19 protein-coding genes and 3 pseudogenes are annotated in these 20,261 nt (G+C 30.4%); 6 read left to right on the forward strand and 16 right to left on the reverse strand.

All coding sequences use genetic code 11. The annotated features are described in order from the left end of the window. The first annotated feature begins 143 nt into the window (after positions 1–143). On the forward strand, positions 144–458 hold the full coding sequence (locus EL082_RS07030; protein WP_002466361.1) for a hypothetical protein: 315 nt from the start codon (positions 144–146) through the stop codon (positions 456–458). 98 nt (positions 459–556) lie between these two features. Here EL082_RS07030 and EL082_RS07035 read toward each other — a convergent pair whose 3' ends face one another. The 4 genes and pseudogenes from EL082_RS07035 to EL082_RS07050 form a co-directional block, all read right to left on the reverse strand. Beyond that, a complete protein-coding gene (locus tag EL082_RS07035; protein WP_002466348.1) occupies positions 557–1,360 on the reverse strand; it encodes a Cof-type HAD-IIB family hydrolase in 804 nt (267 codons plus the stop codon). A 53-nt stretch (positions 1,361–1,413) separates the two neighbouring features. Further along, positions 1,414–2,328 (reverse strand): homoserine kinase, encoded by a 915-nt coding sequence (gene thrB / locus EL082_RS07040; RefSeq protein WP_126474886.1) that lies wholly within the window; start codon positions 2,326–2,328, stop codon positions 1,414–1,416. 1 nt (position 2,329) lies between these two features. Continuing rightward, positions 2,330–3,389, reverse strand: a pseudogene (gene thrC / locus EL082_RS07045) (threonine synthase). 5 nt (positions 3,390–3,394) lie between these two features. Next, positions 3,395–4,672, reverse strand: a pseudogene (locus tag EL082_RS07050) (homoserine dehydrogenase). 187 nt (positions 4,673–4,859) lie between these two features. Between EL082_RS07050 and EL082_RS07055 the strand changes: the two are divergent. Next, entirely contained in the window at positions 4,860–6,227 is a 1,368-nt protein-coding gene (locus EL082_RS07055) for an aspartate kinase (RefSeq protein WP_002466363.1), read from the forward strand. Positions 6,228–6,283: 56 nt separating this feature from the next. On the opposite strand, the gene EL082_RS07060 is transcribed toward EL082_RS07055, so the two are convergent. Then, on the reverse strand, positions 6,284–6,883 hold the full coding sequence (locus EL082_RS07060) for a hypothetical protein (RefSeq protein ID WP_002466355.1): 600 nt from the start codon (positions 6,881–6,883) through the stop codon (positions 6,284–6,286). 379 nt (positions 6,884–7,262) lie between these two features. Here EL082_RS07060 and EL082_RS07065 point away from each other — a divergent pair, with 379 nt between their 5' ends. After that, positions 7,263–8,123, forward strand: a complete 861-nt coding sequence (locus EL082_RS07065; RefSeq protein ID WP_015365040.1) for a hypothetical protein — start codon at positions 7,263–7,265, stop codon at positions 8,121–8,123. 71 nt (positions 8,124–8,194) lie between these two features. Here the strand turns inward: EL082_RS07065 and nucI are convergent, their stop codons facing one another. Beyond that, positions 8,195–8,725 (reverse strand): thermonuclease NucI, encoded by a 531-nt coding sequence (gene nucI, locus EL082_RS07070; RefSeq protein WP_002466364.1) that lies wholly within the window; start codon positions 8,723–8,725, stop codon positions 8,195–8,197. A gap of 133 nt (positions 8,726–8,858) precedes the next feature. On the opposite strand from nucI, the gene EL082_RS07075 reads away from it, so the two are divergent. Both EL082_RS07075 and EL082_RS11915 read left to right on the forward strand, forming a co-directional pair. Further along, complete coding sequence (locus EL082_RS07075) at positions 8,859–9,041, forward strand: hypothetical protein (protein WP_002466352.1); 183 nt, start codon at positions 8,859–8,861, stop codon at positions 9,039–9,041. Between the two features lie 192 nt (positions 9,042–9,233). Then, positions 9,234–9,398, forward strand: a complete 165-nt coding sequence (locus EL082_RS11915) for a hypothetical protein (RefSeq protein WP_002451285.1) — start codon at positions 9,234–9,236, stop codon at positions 9,396–9,398. Here the strand turns inward: EL082_RS11915 and EL082_RS07080 are convergent, their stop codons facing one another. The 6 genes from EL082_RS07080 to EL082_RS07105 all read right to left on the reverse strand — a co-directional run bounded on the left by EL082_RS07080 (position 9,399) and on the right by EL082_RS07105 (position 14,578). Next, entirely contained in the window at positions 9,399–9,992 is a 594-nt protein-coding gene (locus tag EL082_RS07080) for a response regulator transcription factor (protein ID WP_246849774.1), read from the reverse strand. Between the two features lie 5 nt (positions 9,993–9,997). Beyond that, on the reverse strand, positions 9,998–10,843 hold the full coding sequence (locus EL082_RS07085; RefSeq protein WP_002466739.1) for a sensor histidine kinase: 846 nt from the start codon (positions 10,841–10,843) through the stop codon (positions 9,998–10,000). A gap of 255 nt (positions 10,844–11,098) precedes the next feature. After that, positions 11,099–11,830, reverse strand: a complete 732-nt coding sequence (locus EL082_RS07090; RefSeq protein WP_015365043.1) for an ABC transporter permease — start codon at positions 11,828–11,830, stop codon at positions 11,099–11,101. Next, positions 11,830–12,702 carry an ABC transporter ATP-binding protein gene (locus EL082_RS07095; RefSeq protein WP_049415185.1) on the reverse strand — a complete coding sequence of 291 codons (873 nt, stop codon included), beginning with the start codon at positions 12,700–12,702 and terminating at the stop codon, positions 11,830–11,832. Before EL082_RS07095 ends, EL082_RS07090 begins: the two co-directional genes overlap by 1 nt. Positions 12,703–12,862: 160 nt before the next feature. Next, complete coding sequence (gene cls / locus EL082_RS07100) at positions 12,863–14,344, reverse strand: cardiolipin synthase (RefSeq protein ID WP_015365045.1); 1,482 nt, start codon at positions 14,342–14,344, stop codon at positions 12,863–12,865. 30 nt (positions 14,345–14,374) lie between these two features. After that, complete coding sequence (locus EL082_RS07105; protein WP_015365046.1) at positions 14,375–14,578, reverse strand: hypothetical protein; 204 nt, start codon at positions 14,576–14,578, stop codon at positions 14,375–14,377. A 228-nt stretch (positions 14,579–14,806) separates the two neighbouring features. On the opposite strand from EL082_RS07105, the gene EL082_RS07110 reads away from it, so the two are divergent. Continuing rightward, on the forward strand, positions 14,807–15,832 hold the full coding sequence (locus EL082_RS07110; RefSeq protein ID WP_002467192.1) for a threonine aldolase family protein: 1,026 nt from the start codon (positions 14,807–14,809) through the stop codon (positions 15,830–15,832). 69 nt (positions 15,833–15,901) lie between these two features. Here EL082_RS07110 and EL082_RS07115 read toward each other — a convergent pair whose 3' ends face one another. The 4 genes and pseudogenes from EL082_RS07115 to EL082_RS07135 form a co-directional block, all read right to left on the reverse strand. Beyond that, the gene (locus tag EL082_RS07115; protein WP_002467194.1) at positions 15,902–16,261 is read right to left on the reverse strand and encodes a capsid assembly scaffolding protein Gp46 family protein; all 360 of its coding nucleotides are present in this window, start codon (positions 16,259–16,261) and stop codon (positions 15,902–15,904) included. A gap of 276 nt (positions 16,262–16,537) precedes the next feature. Beyond that, positions 16,538–17,521: pseudogene (locus EL082_RS07125) on the reverse strand (minor capsid protein); the annotation flags it as partial. Between the two features lie 657 nt (positions 17,522–18,178). Continuing rightward, positions 18,179–19,519, reverse strand: a complete 1,341-nt coding sequence (glnA, locus tag EL082_RS07130) for a type I glutamate--ammonia ligase (RefSeq protein WP_049415188.1) — start codon at positions 19,517–19,519, stop codon at positions 18,179–18,181. A gap of 19 nt (positions 19,520–19,538) precedes the next feature. Then, positions 19,539–19,904 carry a MerR family transcriptional regulator gene (locus EL082_RS07135; RefSeq protein ID WP_015365050.1) on the reverse strand — a complete coding sequence of 122 codons (366 nt, stop codon included), beginning with the start codon at positions 19,902–19,904 and terminating at the stop codon, positions 19,539–19,541. Positions 19,905–20,261: the final 357 nt, after the last annotated feature.

The raw sequence follows: 20,261 nt of genomic DNA on the forward strand, positions 1-20,261 counted from the left end.
TTAATTGAAAGGTGTATTTTATTTTGTCAAAATGAACGCGCAACAATTAATAAATTACTATTGTTTTATAATTAAAGTTTATTTTCTGCAAACAAATTATCATGTATAATAAAGTTAAGAAAAATGGCTTAGAGGTGGTTTCAATGATTGGTCAAACAAATTTGTTCGATGATGTGATTAAAAGTGACGAACGTTTTGTTATCGTCGTGCAATCTTTAGAAGAAAAAAATGGTCAACTCGTTAAAAATACTTTAAGAGAATATCCAAGTTTAAATCACGACCAAATGAATAACTTATTTACACATCTGAAAGAAGTATTTTTAGAAGAAAAGTTTCAAGCAAACCAATCAGCATTTACTATAACTGTTTATACGAATCTGGATTATGCAGCGGATCAAGTTTATGCACATGTTAAACGCTATAAAGGGAAAAACGATTGGACACACACAGCAAAATAATCTAAAAAAAGACTTAGGTAACTTGTCCTTGGTATACATCGATAACATGTTAGTAAATATGTTATCGCGTTACCATCAAGATACCTAAGTCTATTTAATTATAAAAGACGTTTTAAAGCATGTGGAATGCCATTAGAATTATTATCTAAAGTTACTTCATCCGCAATATTTTTTAATTCGTCACTTGCATTGCCCATAGCGACAGCATGACCAACAACCTCTAACATGGATTGATCATTTAAACTATCACCAAATGCAATCACTTCTTCAAGTGAAATATCTAGTTTTTTACATAATGCTGTAATTGCATTACCCTTTGAAACATCTCTCGCCATAAATTCTAAAAAGAATGGTTTACTTGTAGTTACATCAATTTCCTCATTAAAGAAACCATTCAAGTCGATACGCGCTTCAGTAATATTACCTACATAATCGACGCCCATAACTTTTGGCACACTATGTGTAATATAAGATTTAATATCTTCCACACGTTTCATCGGTAGACCAGTTAATTCTGATTCAATATTCATGTATTCATGATCGCCATCATAAATAATGTAACCTTCGTCATAAGTTAAGACTAAAAAGCCTTTTTCACGGCAATAATCTACAATCGCGTCAAAATTTTCTTTAGATACGCTTTGACTTACTTCTACTTCTTCTGTAGTCATATTAATTGTTTTACCACCGTTATAACTAATAATAAAACTTTCATGTTCATTTAATTTTAATGTTCTTGCTACAGGTAACATCCCTTCAGTTGGTCTTCCTGAAGCTAAAACAACTTTATATCCTTTGTCTTGAATATCAATAAGATAAGATTGTGTTTCTGGAGATACTTGATTCTCACTATTCATTAGTGTGTCATCCATATCCATTACGATTACTTTATATTTACTCATGTTATTTCGAATCTCCTTTCAATGACTTATCTATATTTTACATCAAAACAAGCTCACTGGTACACTACTTCTTCAATGACACCAACTTCATTGATAGTCACTAATTCTGAGATACAATGTGACATATCTTTCTTTAAAGTTCTTACTATTTCACCACTATGTTCACGGGGGCTCATTGTTAATACTGTAGGGCCAGCACCACTAATGACAGTCGCATAAGCATGGTGTGCTTTAGAAATTTGTCTAATGGATGCAAATTCTGGAATTAAATGTTGACGATAAGGTTCATGAAAGCCATCTTGTTCCATCATTTTTCCAGCTAATTCATATTTGTGTTGTATTAACGCACATATCATAGTATTACTAATTGCACTATTACGTACTGCATTAGAATGTGAAAAAGTATCTGGTAATGCTTGACGAGAATCTTCAGTTTTAAGTTCATATGGTGGAATAGTTAGTATAATATCTACTTTAGGCACATCAATGCGTGCTACATCTGTCACTTTAGTATCTGGATTATAATAACCAGAAATTAACCCGCCATAAATTGTAGGTGCTACATTATCTGGATGACCTTCAAACTCAGTTGCTAGTTGAAGTAATTCATACTGGGATAATTGAATATTTCCGAAATAGTTAGCGATATAAAGTGCACCAACTAACGCTGAAGCTGAAGAACCTAAACCTCTTGCTAAAGGTATATCACTTCTCATATCAATACTTAACGCTGGTAACTCAACATTATATTTATAAGCAACTTTTTGAGGCGACCTGATAAATATAATTAGATTTATCCTTTGTAAGCTCTCTAATTCTTCATTAAAGTAGTTAAATTCCCAATTATCACCCTGAATTGCTTTGATGTTCATATGAAGATATTTATTTAATGCCATACCAATCGAATCAAATCCAACACCTAAATTTGCAGTAGAAGCGGGAATTTTCAACTTTAACATAGCTTCCATATTATAAAGCTCCTTTAATATACTTAATAATGCTTTCTTTGTCATTAGGAAGTGGTTGTATTGGATTATCTAATAAAGAAATAGCTGTGTCTGGGTCTTTCAAACCGTTTCCTGTTAAAACAGCTACTACTTTTTTTCCTTGTGGTAAGCGACCAGCACGTTTTAATTTAATTAAACCTGCAATAGATGCATTACTAGCGGGCTCACTGAAAACCCCTTCCTTAGATGTCATCATTTGATAAGCTTCTAAAATTTCTTCATCAGTTACACTATCAATTAATCCATTTGATTCTTTAAGTGCATTAGTCACTTTCTCCCAACTCGCAGGATTTCCAATACGAATAGCAGTAGCAACAGTTTCTGGATTTTTAATGACTTTATTTTGAACGATTGGTGATGCACCTTCTGCTTGGAAACCAAATAATTGTGGTAATTGACTACCTTTTTTCTCATGATATTCTTTGAAACCTTTCCAATATGCAGTTATGTTACCTGCATTACCAACTGGAATCGCCAAATATCTGGAGCTTCACCATCTAGTTGTTCTACTAACTCAAAAGCGCCTGTTTTCTGCCCTTCAATTCTAAATGGATTAACCGAATTCACCAATTCAATGTCGCCATTCTTTGCAATCTCTTTCACAATTTCTAAAGCTTCATCAAGTTTCCTTCAATGGATACGATTTCAGCACCATACATTACTGCTTGCGATAATTTACCTAAAGCTATTTTCCCTTCAGGAATGACTACTATTGCTTTCAACCCTGCTCTAGCTGCATATGCCGCTGCTGATGCTGATGTATTTCCTGTTGACGCACAAATAACAACTTTTTTACCCTGCTCTTTTGCTTTAGTTACGGCCATAACCATGCCTCTATCTTTAAAAGAACCTGTTGGATTCGCACCTTCATATTTTACGTATAGTTCGATTCCAAGCATTTCTGACATATTTTCACAATAAATTAACGGTGTATTCCCTTCATTCAACGTTAATTTAGGTGTTTGGTCATTTACAGGTAAATATGATTCAAATTCTTTAACTAAACCTTGCCATCTTTTCATAAGTATTAAACCCCTTCTACTGGATAAACTTATTAACATCAAATCCTGCGTTATTTAATAATTGTTCAGGTGAATGATCTAATCCTAAAATTACTAATGCGTATGTATCTGCATCACGCTTAGTCACTTTTAATGATTTATGGAATGGTAAATGTGATTTAAGTTCTTTTTCTAACTTTTCTTCAGATTGCTCTTGAGACTTAAGCACAACATAAAGTTCAACTTTTCTTGAACGAGAACGGCTTCTTCATTATCCATCATTTCTCTAGTTTCTTCAGTTTTCAATTCAAAATGAGGTGGTAGCGTATGTAAATTTGATTCAAAGAATAAAGCCACATTCAATAAATCACTCACAACAGCACTTCCTGTAGCTAAACTACCGGCACCTTTACCATAAACATTGGTATCGCCTACAGCATCACCAATGACATAAATGGCATTATACTCATTTTCTACTGCTGCAAGTTGATGCTTTTCATCGATTAACGTAGGTTCTACTGATGCATTGACCTTTCCATTATTATAAGTTCCCTTACCAATCAATTTAATTTTATATCCTAATGCTTTTGCAGCATTGATATCACTTAGTGTCGTATTTCTAATGCCTGTTAATTGAACGTCATTAAGTTTAATCACTTGGTTAAATGATAGGTATGATGTTATAACTACTTTTCTAGCGGCGTCTATACCATCTACATCATCTGTTGGATCAGCTTCTGCAAAACCTAGACGCTTAGCTTCCTCAAGTGCATCTTCGAAAGTTGTTTGATCTTGAGTCATTTTAGAAAGAATGAAGTTTGATGTTCCATTTAAATCCCCATAAATTTAGATATATTATTGGCATTTAAACCATTATTAATTGCATTTACAATTGGTATACCACCTGCAACACTTGCTTCAAATTTTAAAGCAACACCGTTAGCTTCTGCCAAATCTTCAAGTAATTTTAAATGTACTGCTAATAAATCTTTATTCGCAGTAATGACATGCTTTTTATTCTTTAAAGCACTACGTAACCAATCAACTGTAGGTTCAATGCCTCCCATAACTTCCACAACAATATCAATAGTGTCATCATTTAAAATTTCATTCACATCTTCAGTTAGGTGATATTGACTAATATTTAATGGACGTTTCTTTGATTTGTCACGAACAAGTATATGCTTGATAACAATATCTTTATTAAGTGTATCTTTAATTTGTTGTCTATTCTCTTCAATTATTTTGACAACACCTGATCCTACAGTACCTAAACCAAGTAATGCTATATTTAATTCCTTCATGTCGCTGTACCTCCTTGTTCACTTGAGAAAAACAAATGTATCGTTGAAAAATACCATATGATGGTATAGTATAGAATTATTCTTAATTTTTGTAAAGTTCACAATAATGAAAATATAACTTTATAGTACCATGCTCTACCGAAAAACTAAATAAAATTTTCTGATTTTTTAGAAAGGTTGTTTTATTATGAAAGTAGCTAAATTTGGAGGCAGTTCAGTCTCTAACGCCAAGCAAATTAAAAAAGTTTTAAAAATTGTTAATGATGATCCAGAACGTAAGATTATTATCGTTTCTGCTCCGGGAAAACGTTTCAGTGATGATATTAAAACAACAGACTTGCTCATTCGTTTATACGAAAAAGTCATCAATAACATTGACTATCAGCATAAAAAACAAGAAATTGTTCAAAGATATGCAGATATTGTTGAAGAATTAGATATGGAACGTGATATTCTTACTACGATTGATGAAACTTTGGAAAAATATATATATGAACTTAAAGATAAACCTGCACGTCTTTATGATGCTATTGTGTCATGCGGTGAAGACTTTAATGCACAACTCATCGCAGCTTATAACAATAGCCAAGGTATTCCTACTAAATATATTTCACCGAAAGATGCAGGTATTTTAGTCACTGATTTACCTAAACAAGCTCAAATTTTAGATTCTGCCTATGAACAAATATATAAATTAAATAATTATAAAGAAAAATTAATTATTCCGGGATTCTTTGGCGTTTCCAAACATCATTTTATAGTTACTTTCCCTAGAGGTGGCTCAGATATTACGGGTGCTATCATTGCTAGAGGTGTTAGAGCATCGCTATATGAAAACTTTACAGATGTATCTGGTATATTCAAAGCTAACCCCAACATTATTAAAAATCCTGAAATCATCGAAGAAATTACTTATAGAGAAATGCGAGAACTTTCATACGCCGGTTTTAGTGTATTTCATGATGAGGCGCTACAACCTTTACATAAAGACCGCATCCCTGTAGTTATTAAAAATACAAATCGTCCTCAAGATAAAGGCACTTTTATCGTACATGATCGAGAAATTAATTCTAAAAATGTAATTAGTGGTATTAGTTGTGATAAAGATTTTACTGTTATAAATATCAAAAAATACTTGATGAATAGACAAGTTGGTTTCACAAGAAAGATTTTAGGTGTTCTTGAAGATTATAATATTTCATTTGACCATATGCCTTCTGGTATAGATAATATCAGTCTCGTCATGCGCTCTGATCAAATCAGAGATGTAGAAAGTCGAGTGTTAAATGATATACAAAAATATTGTGACGTAGATGAGTTAAGTATTGATCACGATCTAGCAATTTTAATGATTGTTGGTGAAGGGATGAATAGAGTTATTGGTACTGCTAGTAAAATTACCCATGCACTTGCTGAATCTAATATTAATTTAAAAATGATTAACCAAGGGGCATCTGAAATTTCAATGATGTTTGGTATCAAACTAGAAGATGCAGAAAAAGCCGTAAAAGCAACTTATGAATTCTGTTATCACGGTATCTGTATAAAAGATTAATTTAAAAAAAGCAACTTTCTAAGTAGAACAAAATCTAGTTCTTTAGAAAGTTGCTTTTAAGCTTCTAATATCTTTTTATTATTTAAAATAGCTTCTTTAATTCTTTTTTCACCCACAACAAGTTTAAGAATGAAAAATTGATAGTAACTCAATGAATCAATTACTTTTTTATAATTAGAGAATTGATGATAGTTTTGGTTATCTAATAAATCATACATCAATACGATTTCAGGTTTAATATAATCCACATCATAATTTAATGAATGGAAATAAATATTATTCTTAGGTAAACGAATTTGAGAATTCAACCTAAATATCCACTCATCATTCACAACATCATATACAAATATCTCCATAATTTGTTGCTCTTCATCATACACATTTGCATGTGTAATTTCTTTTAATGACATGTTATGACTTTCTGAACATTCACCAGCTTTATTAAAAAAACGAACATCAAAATGTTTTGGTATAGCTTTGACAATATCTATTAATTTTTTACGTTCTACACAAATATCTACTTTTGAAGGTAGTTCAAGGTCATCACTTAAAAATAACTGCATTGCTACAACGCCATGAAACTTGAAAGACTGTGATGATGATTGAATTAATGCTTCAACTAAAGTTTGAGTATTTGAATGCTCTTCCATATACATGTACACCACCTTCTTAGTAAACGCTTTCATAACCTATATTATACCCTCTAGCTACATCTTTTTCAATTGATTATTTGTGAACAATTAGTAAAAATTATATTTAATATACTGATAATTTTTTATTATTTCATCTTAATTGGTGGATACTCCAATGGTTATTTATTAAAAGTGTCTATAACGTTAAATTTTCAAATAATATTCTTAATTTCACTTACAATAGATTGAACATCATTAAATGTAAGTTTATAATCAATATTGAGTTATCAATTGTGTGATTTTGATTATATATATTATTTTCTTTTTCATAAAAATTAATATTTCATATCATTGTCATACATATGTATTACTGTTTAAATCTAAATGGATTCGGGTGAAAATTATGTCAACTTTATCGATAATTCTAATAATTATCATCATTGTTTTGATTATCGCATTTTTCTTGAATCAACAGTATTTAAAAAGTAGAGTTGAAACTGAAGAATATGCAAAAAATCAAATCGTAGCGAAAAATTCAGCTTTAAGTGAGGAAAATCTTTCTTTAAAAAATCAAATGTTAAGTACCAACAAAGGCATTAGCCCACATGCATTCAAAAATGCAAAACGTGATTTACGAGGTATCTTAGATAAATTTGTGGAAAGTGGTCAGTTAAAGGTATATAACATCATAGCAACGAGTAACCTTGCCACAAAACATCCATTATTTGATTATGTAAGATCATTTGATTTTATTATTGTTACTGATGTAGGTTTAATCAATGTTGATGTTAAACATTGGAATCAAAAAACTTTCTACCACTTTGATGTGCCTGATAAGCACATTAATTTAGACCAACAACCTCTAAATAGAGATAAAATTGTTGGACATTATATTAGTGAACAATATCATAAACAATTCAATACTACTCGTGAAGGTGTCTATACATTCATTGAAATGCTTCAAGATAATCGAGTAATATATGAATTTTATGATTATGATCCTTACCAACAAGCTGCTAATAACGCTAAAGCATTAAAAGACCAAATCGAGTCACAGTTCAATTTCAAAATTCAAAGTATCGGTGTGGTTTATTTTAATGATGGAACTGTCAATATTATCGAAGGTTCTGAAGAAAGCGACAAATATGTAGACACAGTTTCAACTAAATCATCACTTGAAAAAGTGATTAATGACGCAGTAAGTTTATCTAAACATCCATTAACTAAAGATCAAGTTGAACAAATTACACAACAATTTAATTAAAAATTATATGATAAAAGGCCGATACAATTATGAAAAGATATCCATAATTGTATCGGCCTTCTTATTACATATTAACTCCAAATATTGACTTTATTTTTCTTAGCTTCATTTTGAGCCTTTTTAAATACATCTCTATATTTACCGTTTGGCGCAAAGTACTTCTCTCTTGCTAAACCTTTTTCAACGAGTTCTTTATTATACATATGATCTTTATCTAACCATACATAGGCTAAAGTTCTACCATATCTATCATTTTTTTCTTTATCATATTCAAGATACACGTCTTTATTAGTTAAAGTTTTCTTACTATAGTTCGAAGCCTCTTTACCATAAGGTTGAACAGGTGTGTTCGGTTTAACTGTTTCAGGCGTATCAACACCAATTAAACGCACTTTAATATTTTTGTTGCCCTGTTTTGCTACAAACGTATCCCCGTCAACTACTCTATCAATATGAACTTTTTCCTTTCCTTTTAATTCTGTATTAGTATTTTCAGATTTAGATCCACTAAATGGTCCAGTATGATTAATAAATTGAAACAATAATACACAAACAACTATAATGACCAACACAAGTGTTGATAAAGACTTTTTCGATTTCATTGATGTCACCCATTCTTACTTATTTATCCTGACTAATGATAATGAATAATAATCATAGCGTCAATACTAAATAAAAATTTTTAAACAAGCATGACCATGATATAATAATCAATGATAGGAGTGAATTAACAATATGTCTAGTGAGAATAGAGTCACACTTATAGCAGTCATTGTGGCAGTTATAATAGGTATTGTAATGCAAGTTGTATTTAAATTCCCAACTATAGTTTCTGCCGTAGTTGCATTATTTTTAGGAATTTTAGTAGGTTTTATCGTTTATTTAATCACCAATTTCATGGATAAAAGAAAGCGATAGACAATATTTTTTTAAATATCAATATTAAACAAAGCGTGCCATTGAAATCAAATTCAATGGCCTTTTTTAATTTCAAAAAAATATTTATTTTGTAACATTTATGTGAATATTAGAGGAATAATTTGTAAAATTTGTGGTATATAAAAATTAATAAAACAATTAATTCAATAAAATTTTTAGGAGGGGGAAATTATGGAAATTATAGATTGCATCATTGATAGCTATGAAATTACTTATAAAGTTAAAACACCCCAAAATCATACATTTGATCATACATTAAGCATTGAAACACCAACTTATAAAGCAATTGAAATTTTAAAATTACTTTCAGAACATGTTGATAAACAACCAAGCTAATTATATCCAACCATTATTTGTGGCAATTTTCCAAGCGTCAAAACGATTTTCAGCTTCAAGTTTATCAATAATAGATGATGTATAATTACGTATTGTTCCATTAGATAAATATAATTTATCTGCAATATCCTTACTACTTAATCCATTACCGATTTCTCGTAAGACAACTTGTTCTTTGTGCGTTAATGGATTGGTGTACGTAATTAATGATGTCATCAAGCTATCAATATATTCTTTCTTCCCTTTAACTACCTTCTGAATAGTATTTACTAATTCATCTATGGATCGCTCTTTTAAAACATATGCATCTACATCATTTGCTACAGCTTTTTCAAAATATCCTGGTCTTTTAAAAGTTGTAACAACGATAATTTTGGTCTGTAATTTTAACGCTTTAGATTCTGCTAAGATTTCAATACCAGTCATACCTGGCATTTCTATATCTAGAATTGCAATATCAGGTTCATATGTTTTTATTAACTCTAATGCCTCATTACCATTTCCTACATCTGCTATTACCTTCAAATCATCATTTAATTCGATAAGTTGTACCATAGCTTTTCTAAGCATATGTTGATCTTCAGCTATAATCATTGTAATCACATCATTTCACCTCTAGGTACACAGATTGTTAGTTTAGTTCCATTGTGATTTTCAATATTTAGTTCTCCATTTAAATAATTCACTCTATTCCGAATACTACTCAACTTTTCTTTATCTTTATTATTCATTCCTATACCGTTATCTTGGATAGTTAACATAATATATTTTTGATAATCACTCACATTAATTTTAACTGTAGTTGCATTAGCATGTTTAATAATATTGTTTATCGCCTCTTTTAAAATCATGGATACCAAAGCCTGCTTTGCTGGATTTAAAGATGCTACTATTTGTGTGTTAGAAAAAGCAAAATCAATTTGAGCATCTTTTAAAATTGTCGATACTGCTTTAACTTCTTCTTGAAATGAAGGCGTTTGAAGATTTTCTATTATATTTCTCACTTTTTTTAACGTGTCTTTTGATAGTTCATTGATAGATTCTATTTCATCTCTAGCTTTAGCTGGTTGTTGATCAATCAGTTTCATAGCTAGCTCTGATTTTAAGGTTAAACTTGCAAAAACGTGACCTAACGTATCATGCAAATCTTGTCCTATACGTGATCGTTCTTGTTCCGCTATTAGAATATTAATGTATTTATTCTGTTCTGTAAGTTTTTCTTTCATTTTACGCTCTTCTAAAGCATAAATATTCCCTACACACATTAAAAATATGACCACAAAATAAATTGATAAAGGTAATGTTGCATCATTTATAATAATAAACGTGATTCCTAGTGTTACTATAATCGCAATAACAAATGTAATAAAATATTTAGACTTAAATCCTTTTTTCAACATGAAAGGAATAGCAAATGCACTAAAGAAATAAAATAATGCATTCATTGGTTGTTTACATATAACAAAATAATCTAATAATATATAGTGAATCAGAAACATTATATACAGTGTTTTATCACTCACGTGATTATAGTAAAAACAATTGTGATATAATCAATTGCAAAAATGATTACAATTAGAAAATATTCCCATTTGGGTCTCTCAATACTATAATCGATTAGGTTTAATATCGGAAAAATCAAATAAATTAAAGGTGTTATTCTGGTTCCAATTTTTGTCCAAATGGATACATTTGTCATATTAATCCACTGCTTTCTGTTTATTAATCAATAATGCGATCATTAAAAATATCACGCTATAAAAAAATATTATTCCAAAAGAAGTAAAATCTATACCATCACCTTTACTTAAACGATAAGCCAATTGTTTAAGATGATAAGTAGGTGTTAATTTAGAAATAGTTTGCAACCAATCAGGGAATGTGTTAGTTGGGAACCATAAACCTCCTAAAATCGCTAATCCTATACCTATTAAGTTAGCAATACTGCTTGCTTTTTGAGTATCGTTAAATTGAGCAATAATTAAACCTAATGTTAACAACAAACTAGCACCTATCCATAATATAACTGCAGATTTTATCCACTGTATCATTTCCATATTTACGTTATTATAAAAGTGTGCTACTACAAATATTAATACAATAGCTAATAAAAACTGAAAAGTAGTCTTACTAACTTTTACCAAATAATATGACGTTATATTAAGAGGTGTGGTCATAAGATGCTTAAACCACCCATTTGTTCTTTCTTCAATCATATCAACAGGAAATGAAATCAAACAAAAGTTCATACAACTAAATACTACCATACTATACATATATTCCTTATAAAATATTATTCTTTCAGACTTAGGCAAATCTAATATAGAAGTGAATAAAAGATAAAAAAATAGTGGTAAACATATGGACATGATTAAATATAATCTTTTTCTAAGTAGGACTTTAAATTCGATTGTAAAATAAGACATTAGCATTATATTTCCTCCTCACTGATATTCGACTTATTAAATAGCACTTCTAATAGAGATGATTTATATATTTCAATTTCATTTAAATCAATATTCTGATTCATCATTTCTATTAATATGTCCTTGACTTGTTTTGTTTTAATTTCGAACTTTTGTTCTAATTTTTTGAATATAAAATTAACAGCCAGTTTTTGAACTTCATCTTTATATTTAAGCGGAATATATATGTAGGATGTTTTTTCTAATGACTTTATTTTATTTATATCTCCCTTAATTTTAATATGACCATTTTCTAATAAAGCAATTTGATCTGCCATTCTTTCTACTTCCTCTATATAATGTGTGGTATATAAGATGGTCATACCTTCACTTTTAAATCGATTGATTATTTTCCAAAAATGTTCTCTCGTTTCAATATCCATTGCGGTAGTTGACTCATCTAATACAAGCAACTTTGGTTTACCAGTAACTGTTAAGGCAAAATCTAAAATTCTTTGTTGACCACCAGAAAGCTTTGAAGCCCATTGATTAAACAATTGTTCGTCAAAGTTAGTGATATTCATAAAATCCTCTTTAGAAATATGCTCTTGATATAAACTACAATATAAATTAAATAACTCTTTTACTTTTACTAATTTTGGAAAATGTGTTTTTTGATATAAAACAGCCATATGTTTTCTATTAATTAAACTATTTTCATCAATGATTTCACCAAAATCTATTGCTTTATTACCAATAATAATATCGATTAATGTTGATTTTCCTGCCCCATTTTTGCCAATGAGTGCTGTGCAAATACCATCTTCTATATTTAAGTTAATATTTTCAAGTACATTGACATTGTTAAATTGTTTACTTAAATGATTTATTTTTATCATTTGTACCACCTCTTTTTTGAGTTGAATACAGAATATCAATTTTGTATAACTCAAAATAGTAGCGTTTGTCATTATTTAGATATGACATTTGTCATATAGTTGACATAATATTATTATAATAAATAAAAAATCTGCCACATTTAGTGACAGAATTTTTATATTATAATATTGGCGAGATTAACTTAGCTAAATCTTCTTTAATTTTAATTGTTAATGAACGATTTCTATAACTTTCTACTGTTAACTCTTTTGATTTTTCTATATCTTCTTTATAAGCTTGTTTGATTTTTTTAGCTATCTCTTTATCATATACAAATGCATTAACCTCAAAGTTTAATTCAAAACTTCTATAGTCCATGTTTGCTGAACCGACTGACACGACCTCATCATCAATTAAACATACTTTAGAATGTAGGAATCCATTTTCATATGTATAAATATGGACACCACTTTCTAATAATTGTGCCGCATTCGCAAATGTTGCCCAATAAACAAATGGATGGTCTGGCTTACAAGGAATCATTAAATGTACCTCAATACCAGTCGCTGCTGCCATTTTCAAAGCATTGATATATGAATTATCTGGAATAAAATAAGGCGTTTGTATATAAATCGACTTTTTCGCTTTCATAATCATTTTAGTATAACCAAATTCAATTTGATGCCAATCTTCTGCTGGACTACTTGCCACAATTTGCATAGGTACATGTCCATCTTGCACATGTTTTTTCGGAAAATACTTATCGTTATATTCAAATTGAGGTCTATGTGCTTGAGAGTTCCAATCCATCATAAATCGAGTTTGTAAACCATCAACTGCGTCTCCAGCAATTCTAAAATGTGTATCTCTCCAATAACCTAATTTACCTAAACCAAGATAATCATCACCGACGTTGAAGCCACCTATATAGCCAACTTGTCCATCAATAACTACAATTTTACGGTGGTTACGGTTGTTCATTCTAAAATTGATAATTGGTAATTTAGAAGCAAAAAATGCCTCAACTTCTCCGCCTAATTCATTAAAGTGTTTAAAATTAGCCCTACCAACTTTTTTAGAACCAACATCGTCATATAATAGTTTGACTTCTAAACCTTCTTTCAGTTTTTCCTCTAATGCTTTGATGATACGTTTACCTAAGCCATCCAATTCGAAGCCAAAGTATTCTAAATGAATATAATCTTTAGCATTTCGAATATCTTCTAACATTTGATCATACAATTCATGACCATCTGTAAAAACATCAAGTTGGTTATTTTCAGTAATAAAACCATCTTGGTTCATAAGTAACATTCGTACTAGGTCATGGTGTTTCGCTACTAATTGATTATCCGTACCATATTGGTGTTCATCAAATTCCTTAATTTGTCTATCTATAAGTTCATTAAATGCATCTAATTCTTTACCATTATTTTTATCTAGTTTACGTTTAGACACTGTACGACCAAAGAATAAATAAAGGATAAAACCAATTAAAGGTAATACAAATAGTACAAATAACCATGCCCATGTTGAGCTTGCACTACGTCGATTTCTCTCCAAAAATATAATAATAAATGCTAAAACAACATTAATTACAAAACCTATTGCAAGTAATATTGTAAAAAGCATACCCAAATCATGAGAAAACTTTAATTCCATAAACATATACTCCTAACGACATATTATCTTTTAATTTGACTCATTTTTGACTAAAGTCACAAAAGCAGTGAAATCTTCCTCAATATTTGGAAACTTTTGTTCTTCAGTCTGTTTAATTGTAACATTTAACAAACGATAATTTGCCCCTTCTTCTGATTTTAAAAATTCATTTAAAGTACTTTCTAATTTTTCTAAACTACTTTCTGTAAAAGTCTTAAATGTAATTTGTTCCATGTTCTAATCCCCTTTTCTTTTTATTGATTAAATGATACGGCTTTTCTAAAAATAATTCAATAAATAGCGAAAGCGACAAAAGGAATTAAATATATTTCGACATTATATTGCTCGGAATATATTTGAAATATATTTAAAGTAAGATATAATATATTCATCCATCTTAGTTATCAGAATAATCTAACTAATTAAGGAAAGTAATTCATTGTAATATTGGAGGGAAAGTAAATGTTATCTTTTGAAAATGACTATTTAGAAGGTGCACATGAAAAAGTTTTACAACGTTTAATTGAAACAAATCGAATTCAAGCTCCAGGATATGGATTTGATCAATTTACTGATCAAGCTATCCAACAAATTAAACATAAAATCAAATGTCCTGATGCAACGATTCGTTTTTTAGTAGGAGGTACGCAAACAAATCAAGTCGTGATTAACTCCATGTTAGAAAGCTATGAAGGTGTTATCTCAGCCGAAACTGGTCATGTTGCAGTACATGAAGGCGGCGCAATTGAATATAGTGGACATAAAGTACTGACAATCCCTTCATCAGAAGGAAAAATCACTGCCAACGGTGTTGAAGATTATATTGAAACCTTTAATAGTGATTTTAAACGTGATCATATGGTCTTTCCTGGTATGGTATACATTTCCCATCCTACTGAATACGGTACATTATATTCAAAAAGTGAATTAGAAGCACTATCTAACGTTTGCCGAAAACATAATCTACCCCTTTTTATGGACGGTGCGCGCTTAGGTTATGGTTTAATGAGTGATCATTCAGATATGACTATCGAAGACGTTGCGAATTATTGTGATATTTTTTATATTGGTGGAACTAAAATCGGTGCTTTGTGCGGAGAAGCAGTTGTATTTACGAAGCAGAACGAACCCAAACATTTTACGACACGTATTAAACATCATGGCGCCCTTTTAGCTAAAGGACGATTAACCGGCATACAATTTCTTGAATTATTTACAGATGATTTATATTTCAAAATTAGCCGCCATGCGATTGAAATGGCCAATAAAATGAAAGAAGGTTTCCTTAAAAAAGGATACCGACTATATTTTGATTCACCTACTAACCAACAATTCTTCATTTTAAGTAACGATAAAATTAATGAATTAAAACAAAAAGTAAAATTTGCCGTTTGGGAAAAATATGATGATCAACATCGAGTAGTTAGATTTGCGACAAGTTGGGCTACACCTGAAGAAAATATTAATCAATTATTAGAATTGATATAGATAAGCATTTTGAAAGCATCATTCTTTAAGAGAGTGGTGCTTTTATTATATATTCACGGAAGACATTTTTTAGACTACTTGGTCATCAACATTGTCCACACTAGCTTCTTTAAGCATTGATCGTGTTTCATCTTTCATTTGATTCAAAGCTTTTTCTGCTTTGAGTTCTTGATTTTCTTTCAGAACTTTTTCAAGTTCATATTGATTCTTCTGATCACGATTCATCTTGGCTAATTTCTCAGCTTCTTGAACGGCATCTTTAATACGTTCATCTGACTTTTTACGTTCTCTAGCTATACGCTCTTTAATCAATTGCGATACTTCTTCTTGAGAAAATGTTTTCTCAGTTTGTTGTGATTGTTCATCACTGTTGTTTAATTCCTCATTGTTCTTAGGTTCTTCAGTAATATTACTTTGATTATTCTCCATGAGATATACCTCCGTTTATAGTCTGTCGACTGTTATTCCATACTTGCTTTTAAATGTCATCAGCACGTTTTGGACAATAAAAAATAACCTTCACAATGGAAGGTTAAAAAAGTGTATAAAAATAGCACCACTTTCTATTTATTTGTGTAAAAAGGATGCTTTAATCAGATGATTTTATTTTAGCTTCACTGGATTCTTTTTTAACGTTTTCTTTTAAATCATCAATCATTTCATTGATTGAACAGCTACCATCAAGTTGATAAGTGTACATTTAAATCACCTCACATTGTAATTAATCATCTTTATTTGATGTAAATCCTTAAGATAATTTTCGATTTCCTTTTCTTTTATTAATCTTTCATTTTTATTATAAAAATGTTTAGTCAATAAATCAACGGCAACGCTACTAATATATTTATTTGTTTTTGTAATATATTTAACTTGACTTTTATTAGTTACAATAGTGATAGTTTGCACAGAATTTTGCTTTATGTATAAACCTAAATCATTTAATGAAAATCCTGATTGTCCAGGATGGTTATGTAACATAATAATTGAATTAGGTTTACTGTTAAATAACAATTCTGTTGCTTTTTCCCCTGGTACAAAGGATACACTATCTTGATCACCATATACTTTTGTAACTTTACCATCTTTTAATAAATAAGCTACTTCATTGCTATCATTGTTTTCTTTGGCCTCTTTAAGTAAGGCTTTATGTTGTTCTTGTATAAATTGATTTTCTTCTTTGGTATGTGTTGGTATATCAACATATCTGACCTTATCAATTGCTTGATCAGTAATATATATTTTCTTTCCTAATACTTTAGCTTGTTGTAATTCATCTTTGGTTGTATCATCTTCTACTTGATATTTACCTTTACGCTCTTTAAAGAATTTCTCTCGCCAATTACCTACATGTGGCACTGTGGTACTTCTACACCATGGATGCATAGGTGGCGCATTTACACCTGGAATCATATCTTTAACTTTAAATACTTTACCATTTAATGAGTGACATAGTTTAGATGTTTTCTTATCTATTTTGGCCACATATTTATATTCGCCATCTTCACCAAGTTCTTTAAGATAAGTTAACTTTTGTGATTCTGCTTGAACACGTGCTGATTCAGTGACTAACAATCGACTGGCGTTATAAGTAGTTGAGTTGAATTGTTTTTTTAATTCAGATACGAATTCATTTGGATGACGTCCACGAATAACGACATGACTCGTCACACGTTCTAATTTAGTCATTACATGAGGAAAGGTTTCGTTTTGTATGATGTCTTTAAGACCTTATCGCTTTTTACATTTGAAAAGACGCATCTAGTTAGATACGTCTTGGGATAAATACAGTATTCACTTATGGCAAAATTTAAATTAAACCATTTCCAAATAGTTCAATGATCATATAGCTTATTCAAACTAAATTAAATATTTTATTAAAAGTATAATTCCAATTAAGAGAAGTGCCCCTTTTAAAAAATCTAATTTCTCTTGTTTTGTCGTTTTCCGTACTGTAATCGTTACTTTCATAATTATTTACCATGACATCGGTTTATATATAATTAATGTCTACCTTTCTTTTATTTTATATTAATTACTTGATATCTATTATCAATCTATTTTTGTGTTCTTATTTTTAAATTATTATTTCGTTCACTAAGACAATAATTGAGTCATACTAACTTTTTATTTCTTGCCTCATTGATATTTATAGTAAAAGTTAATTGTCTTAAGTTCATTAAAAATTCTTTGATTTCATTTTTAACGAGAGAGGTGGACAATAAGTGGACAACAATCTAAACACAATTCTACATAACTTGTATTGTCCACCCCATCAAACAAAAAAGAGCTAAAGCAAAATTACTCTAGCCCTTGATATAACGACATTCCCCAATGTTGTTTAGCGTTTTAGTATTGTTTCATATATTGCTCGCGTTCCCATTCAGAAACTTGAGTTCTGTAATAATCCCATTCAATTGATTTTGAATTGATGAATTGGTTATAGATATGATTACCTAACGCTTTTTTGATTGTTGGATTTTCACGCATTGATTTTAACGCAGTGTATAAAGTTGATGGTAAATCTTGGATACCAACAGCTTCACGTTCTTCACGATTCATTTCATAAATGTTTTGGTTTACTGGTTTAGGAACTTCTAATTTGTTTTTGATACCGTCTAATCCAGCTTCTAAGATTGCTGCTAGTGCCATGTATGGGTTAGCTGCTGGGTCAACTGAACGTACTTCAACACGAGTAGATAAACCTCTTGATGATGGTACACGTACTAATGGTGAACGGTTTTTACCACTCCATGCAATATAACATGGTGCTTCGTAACCTGGTACTAAACGTTTATAAGAGTTTACTAATGGGTTACATACTGCTGTGAATCCACGTGCATTTTTAAGAATACCTGCAGTGAATTGGTATGCTGTATCAGTTAATTCCATTTCGCCATTTGGATCATAGAATGCATTTTCTTTACCTTTAAATAATGATACGTTGAAGTGCATTCCGCTTCCGTTTACACCAAATAATGGTTTTGGCATAAATGTTGCATGCAAGTTATGTTTACGAGCGATTGTTTTAACTACCAATTTGAATGTTTGGATGTTATCACACGCTGTTACTGCATCTGCATATTTAAAGTCGATTTCGTGTTGACCTGGCGCAACCTCATGGTGACTTGCTTCAATATCAAAGCCCATGTCCTCTAATTCAAGAACGATGTCACGACGGCAGTTTTCACCTAAATCCGTAGGTGCTAAGTCGAAGTATCCACCATCATCATTTAATTCTAATGTAGGTTCAGCTTTGTCATCTAATTTGAATAAGAAGAATTCTGGTTCAGGCCCTAAGTTGAAGTCTGTGAAACCTAAATCTTCCATTTCTCTTAAGATGCGTTTTAAGTTTGCACGAGGGTCACCTTCGAATGGTGTACCATCTGTTTTGAATACGTCACAGATTAGACGTGCAACTTTACCTTGACCAGCTGTCCATGGGAAGATAACCCAAGTATCTAAGTCAGGGTGTAAGTACATATCTGATTCTTCAATACGTACGAAACCTTCGATTGATGATCCGTCAAACATCATTTCGTTATCTAAAACTTTTTCTAATTGACTTACTGGTACTTCAACATTTTTAATTGTTCCTAAAATATCAGTGAATTGTAATCTTAAATATCTCACGTTTTCTTCTTCAGCAAACTTACGAATATCGTCTTTTGTAAAACTACGTTTTGGCATACTTGAAATCCTCCAAATTTTATTTTATAAATCGGGATAAATCTCCTCGATTTATCGGCAATGTTTCACCGTATGGTTTTTGAGTTGCATCTACAATCATTTTCTTTCTAGTTTCATGTTCGTCTGATGATAAGTGATTCTCTTGATTATGAATAATTTGTTTAATACCTTTAATATTAAAGCCTTTTTCAATTAAAGATTTAATTTCTAATAATCTTTCCAAATCATTCAGTGAAAATAATCTCTTATTTCCCTCAGTTCTTTCCGGCTTAACAAGTTCATGTGTCTCATAATAACGAATTTGTCTTGGACTTAATTCTGTTAATTTACTGACTACACTCATGGAGAATACAGCCATGTTTCTTCTAATAGAATCATTAGACATCGCTAACATCTCCTCCACTTTTGAACTTGTACTTAATTTAGCATAGTTTAGCTCAGATTACAAAAATATGTTAGGTTTTCTGACATGATAAGTGAAACCATTGATATGACAGCATTTTAGAAGCATTGAAATACCACCACGTAACAACATTCACAAAAATTTCTGAATAAATTTTAAAATTTTCTGATAAAAAAACTGAAACATGGTGGGACAACAATAAAGAAATACTTTTTCTTTAGAAATTAGTATTTCTTATGCATGTGTTTCACTCATGTATTTCTATTTTAATGTACACATTAGCTGTGGCTAATGCGTAAGAACCACTACATATAAGATTAGTGGTTCTTTATGATTTCT

It is taken from the genome of Staphylococcus warneri (assembly GCF_900636385.1).
GTDB lineage: Bacteria > Bacillota > Bacilli > Staphylococcales > Staphylococcaceae > Staphylococcus > Staphylococcus warneri.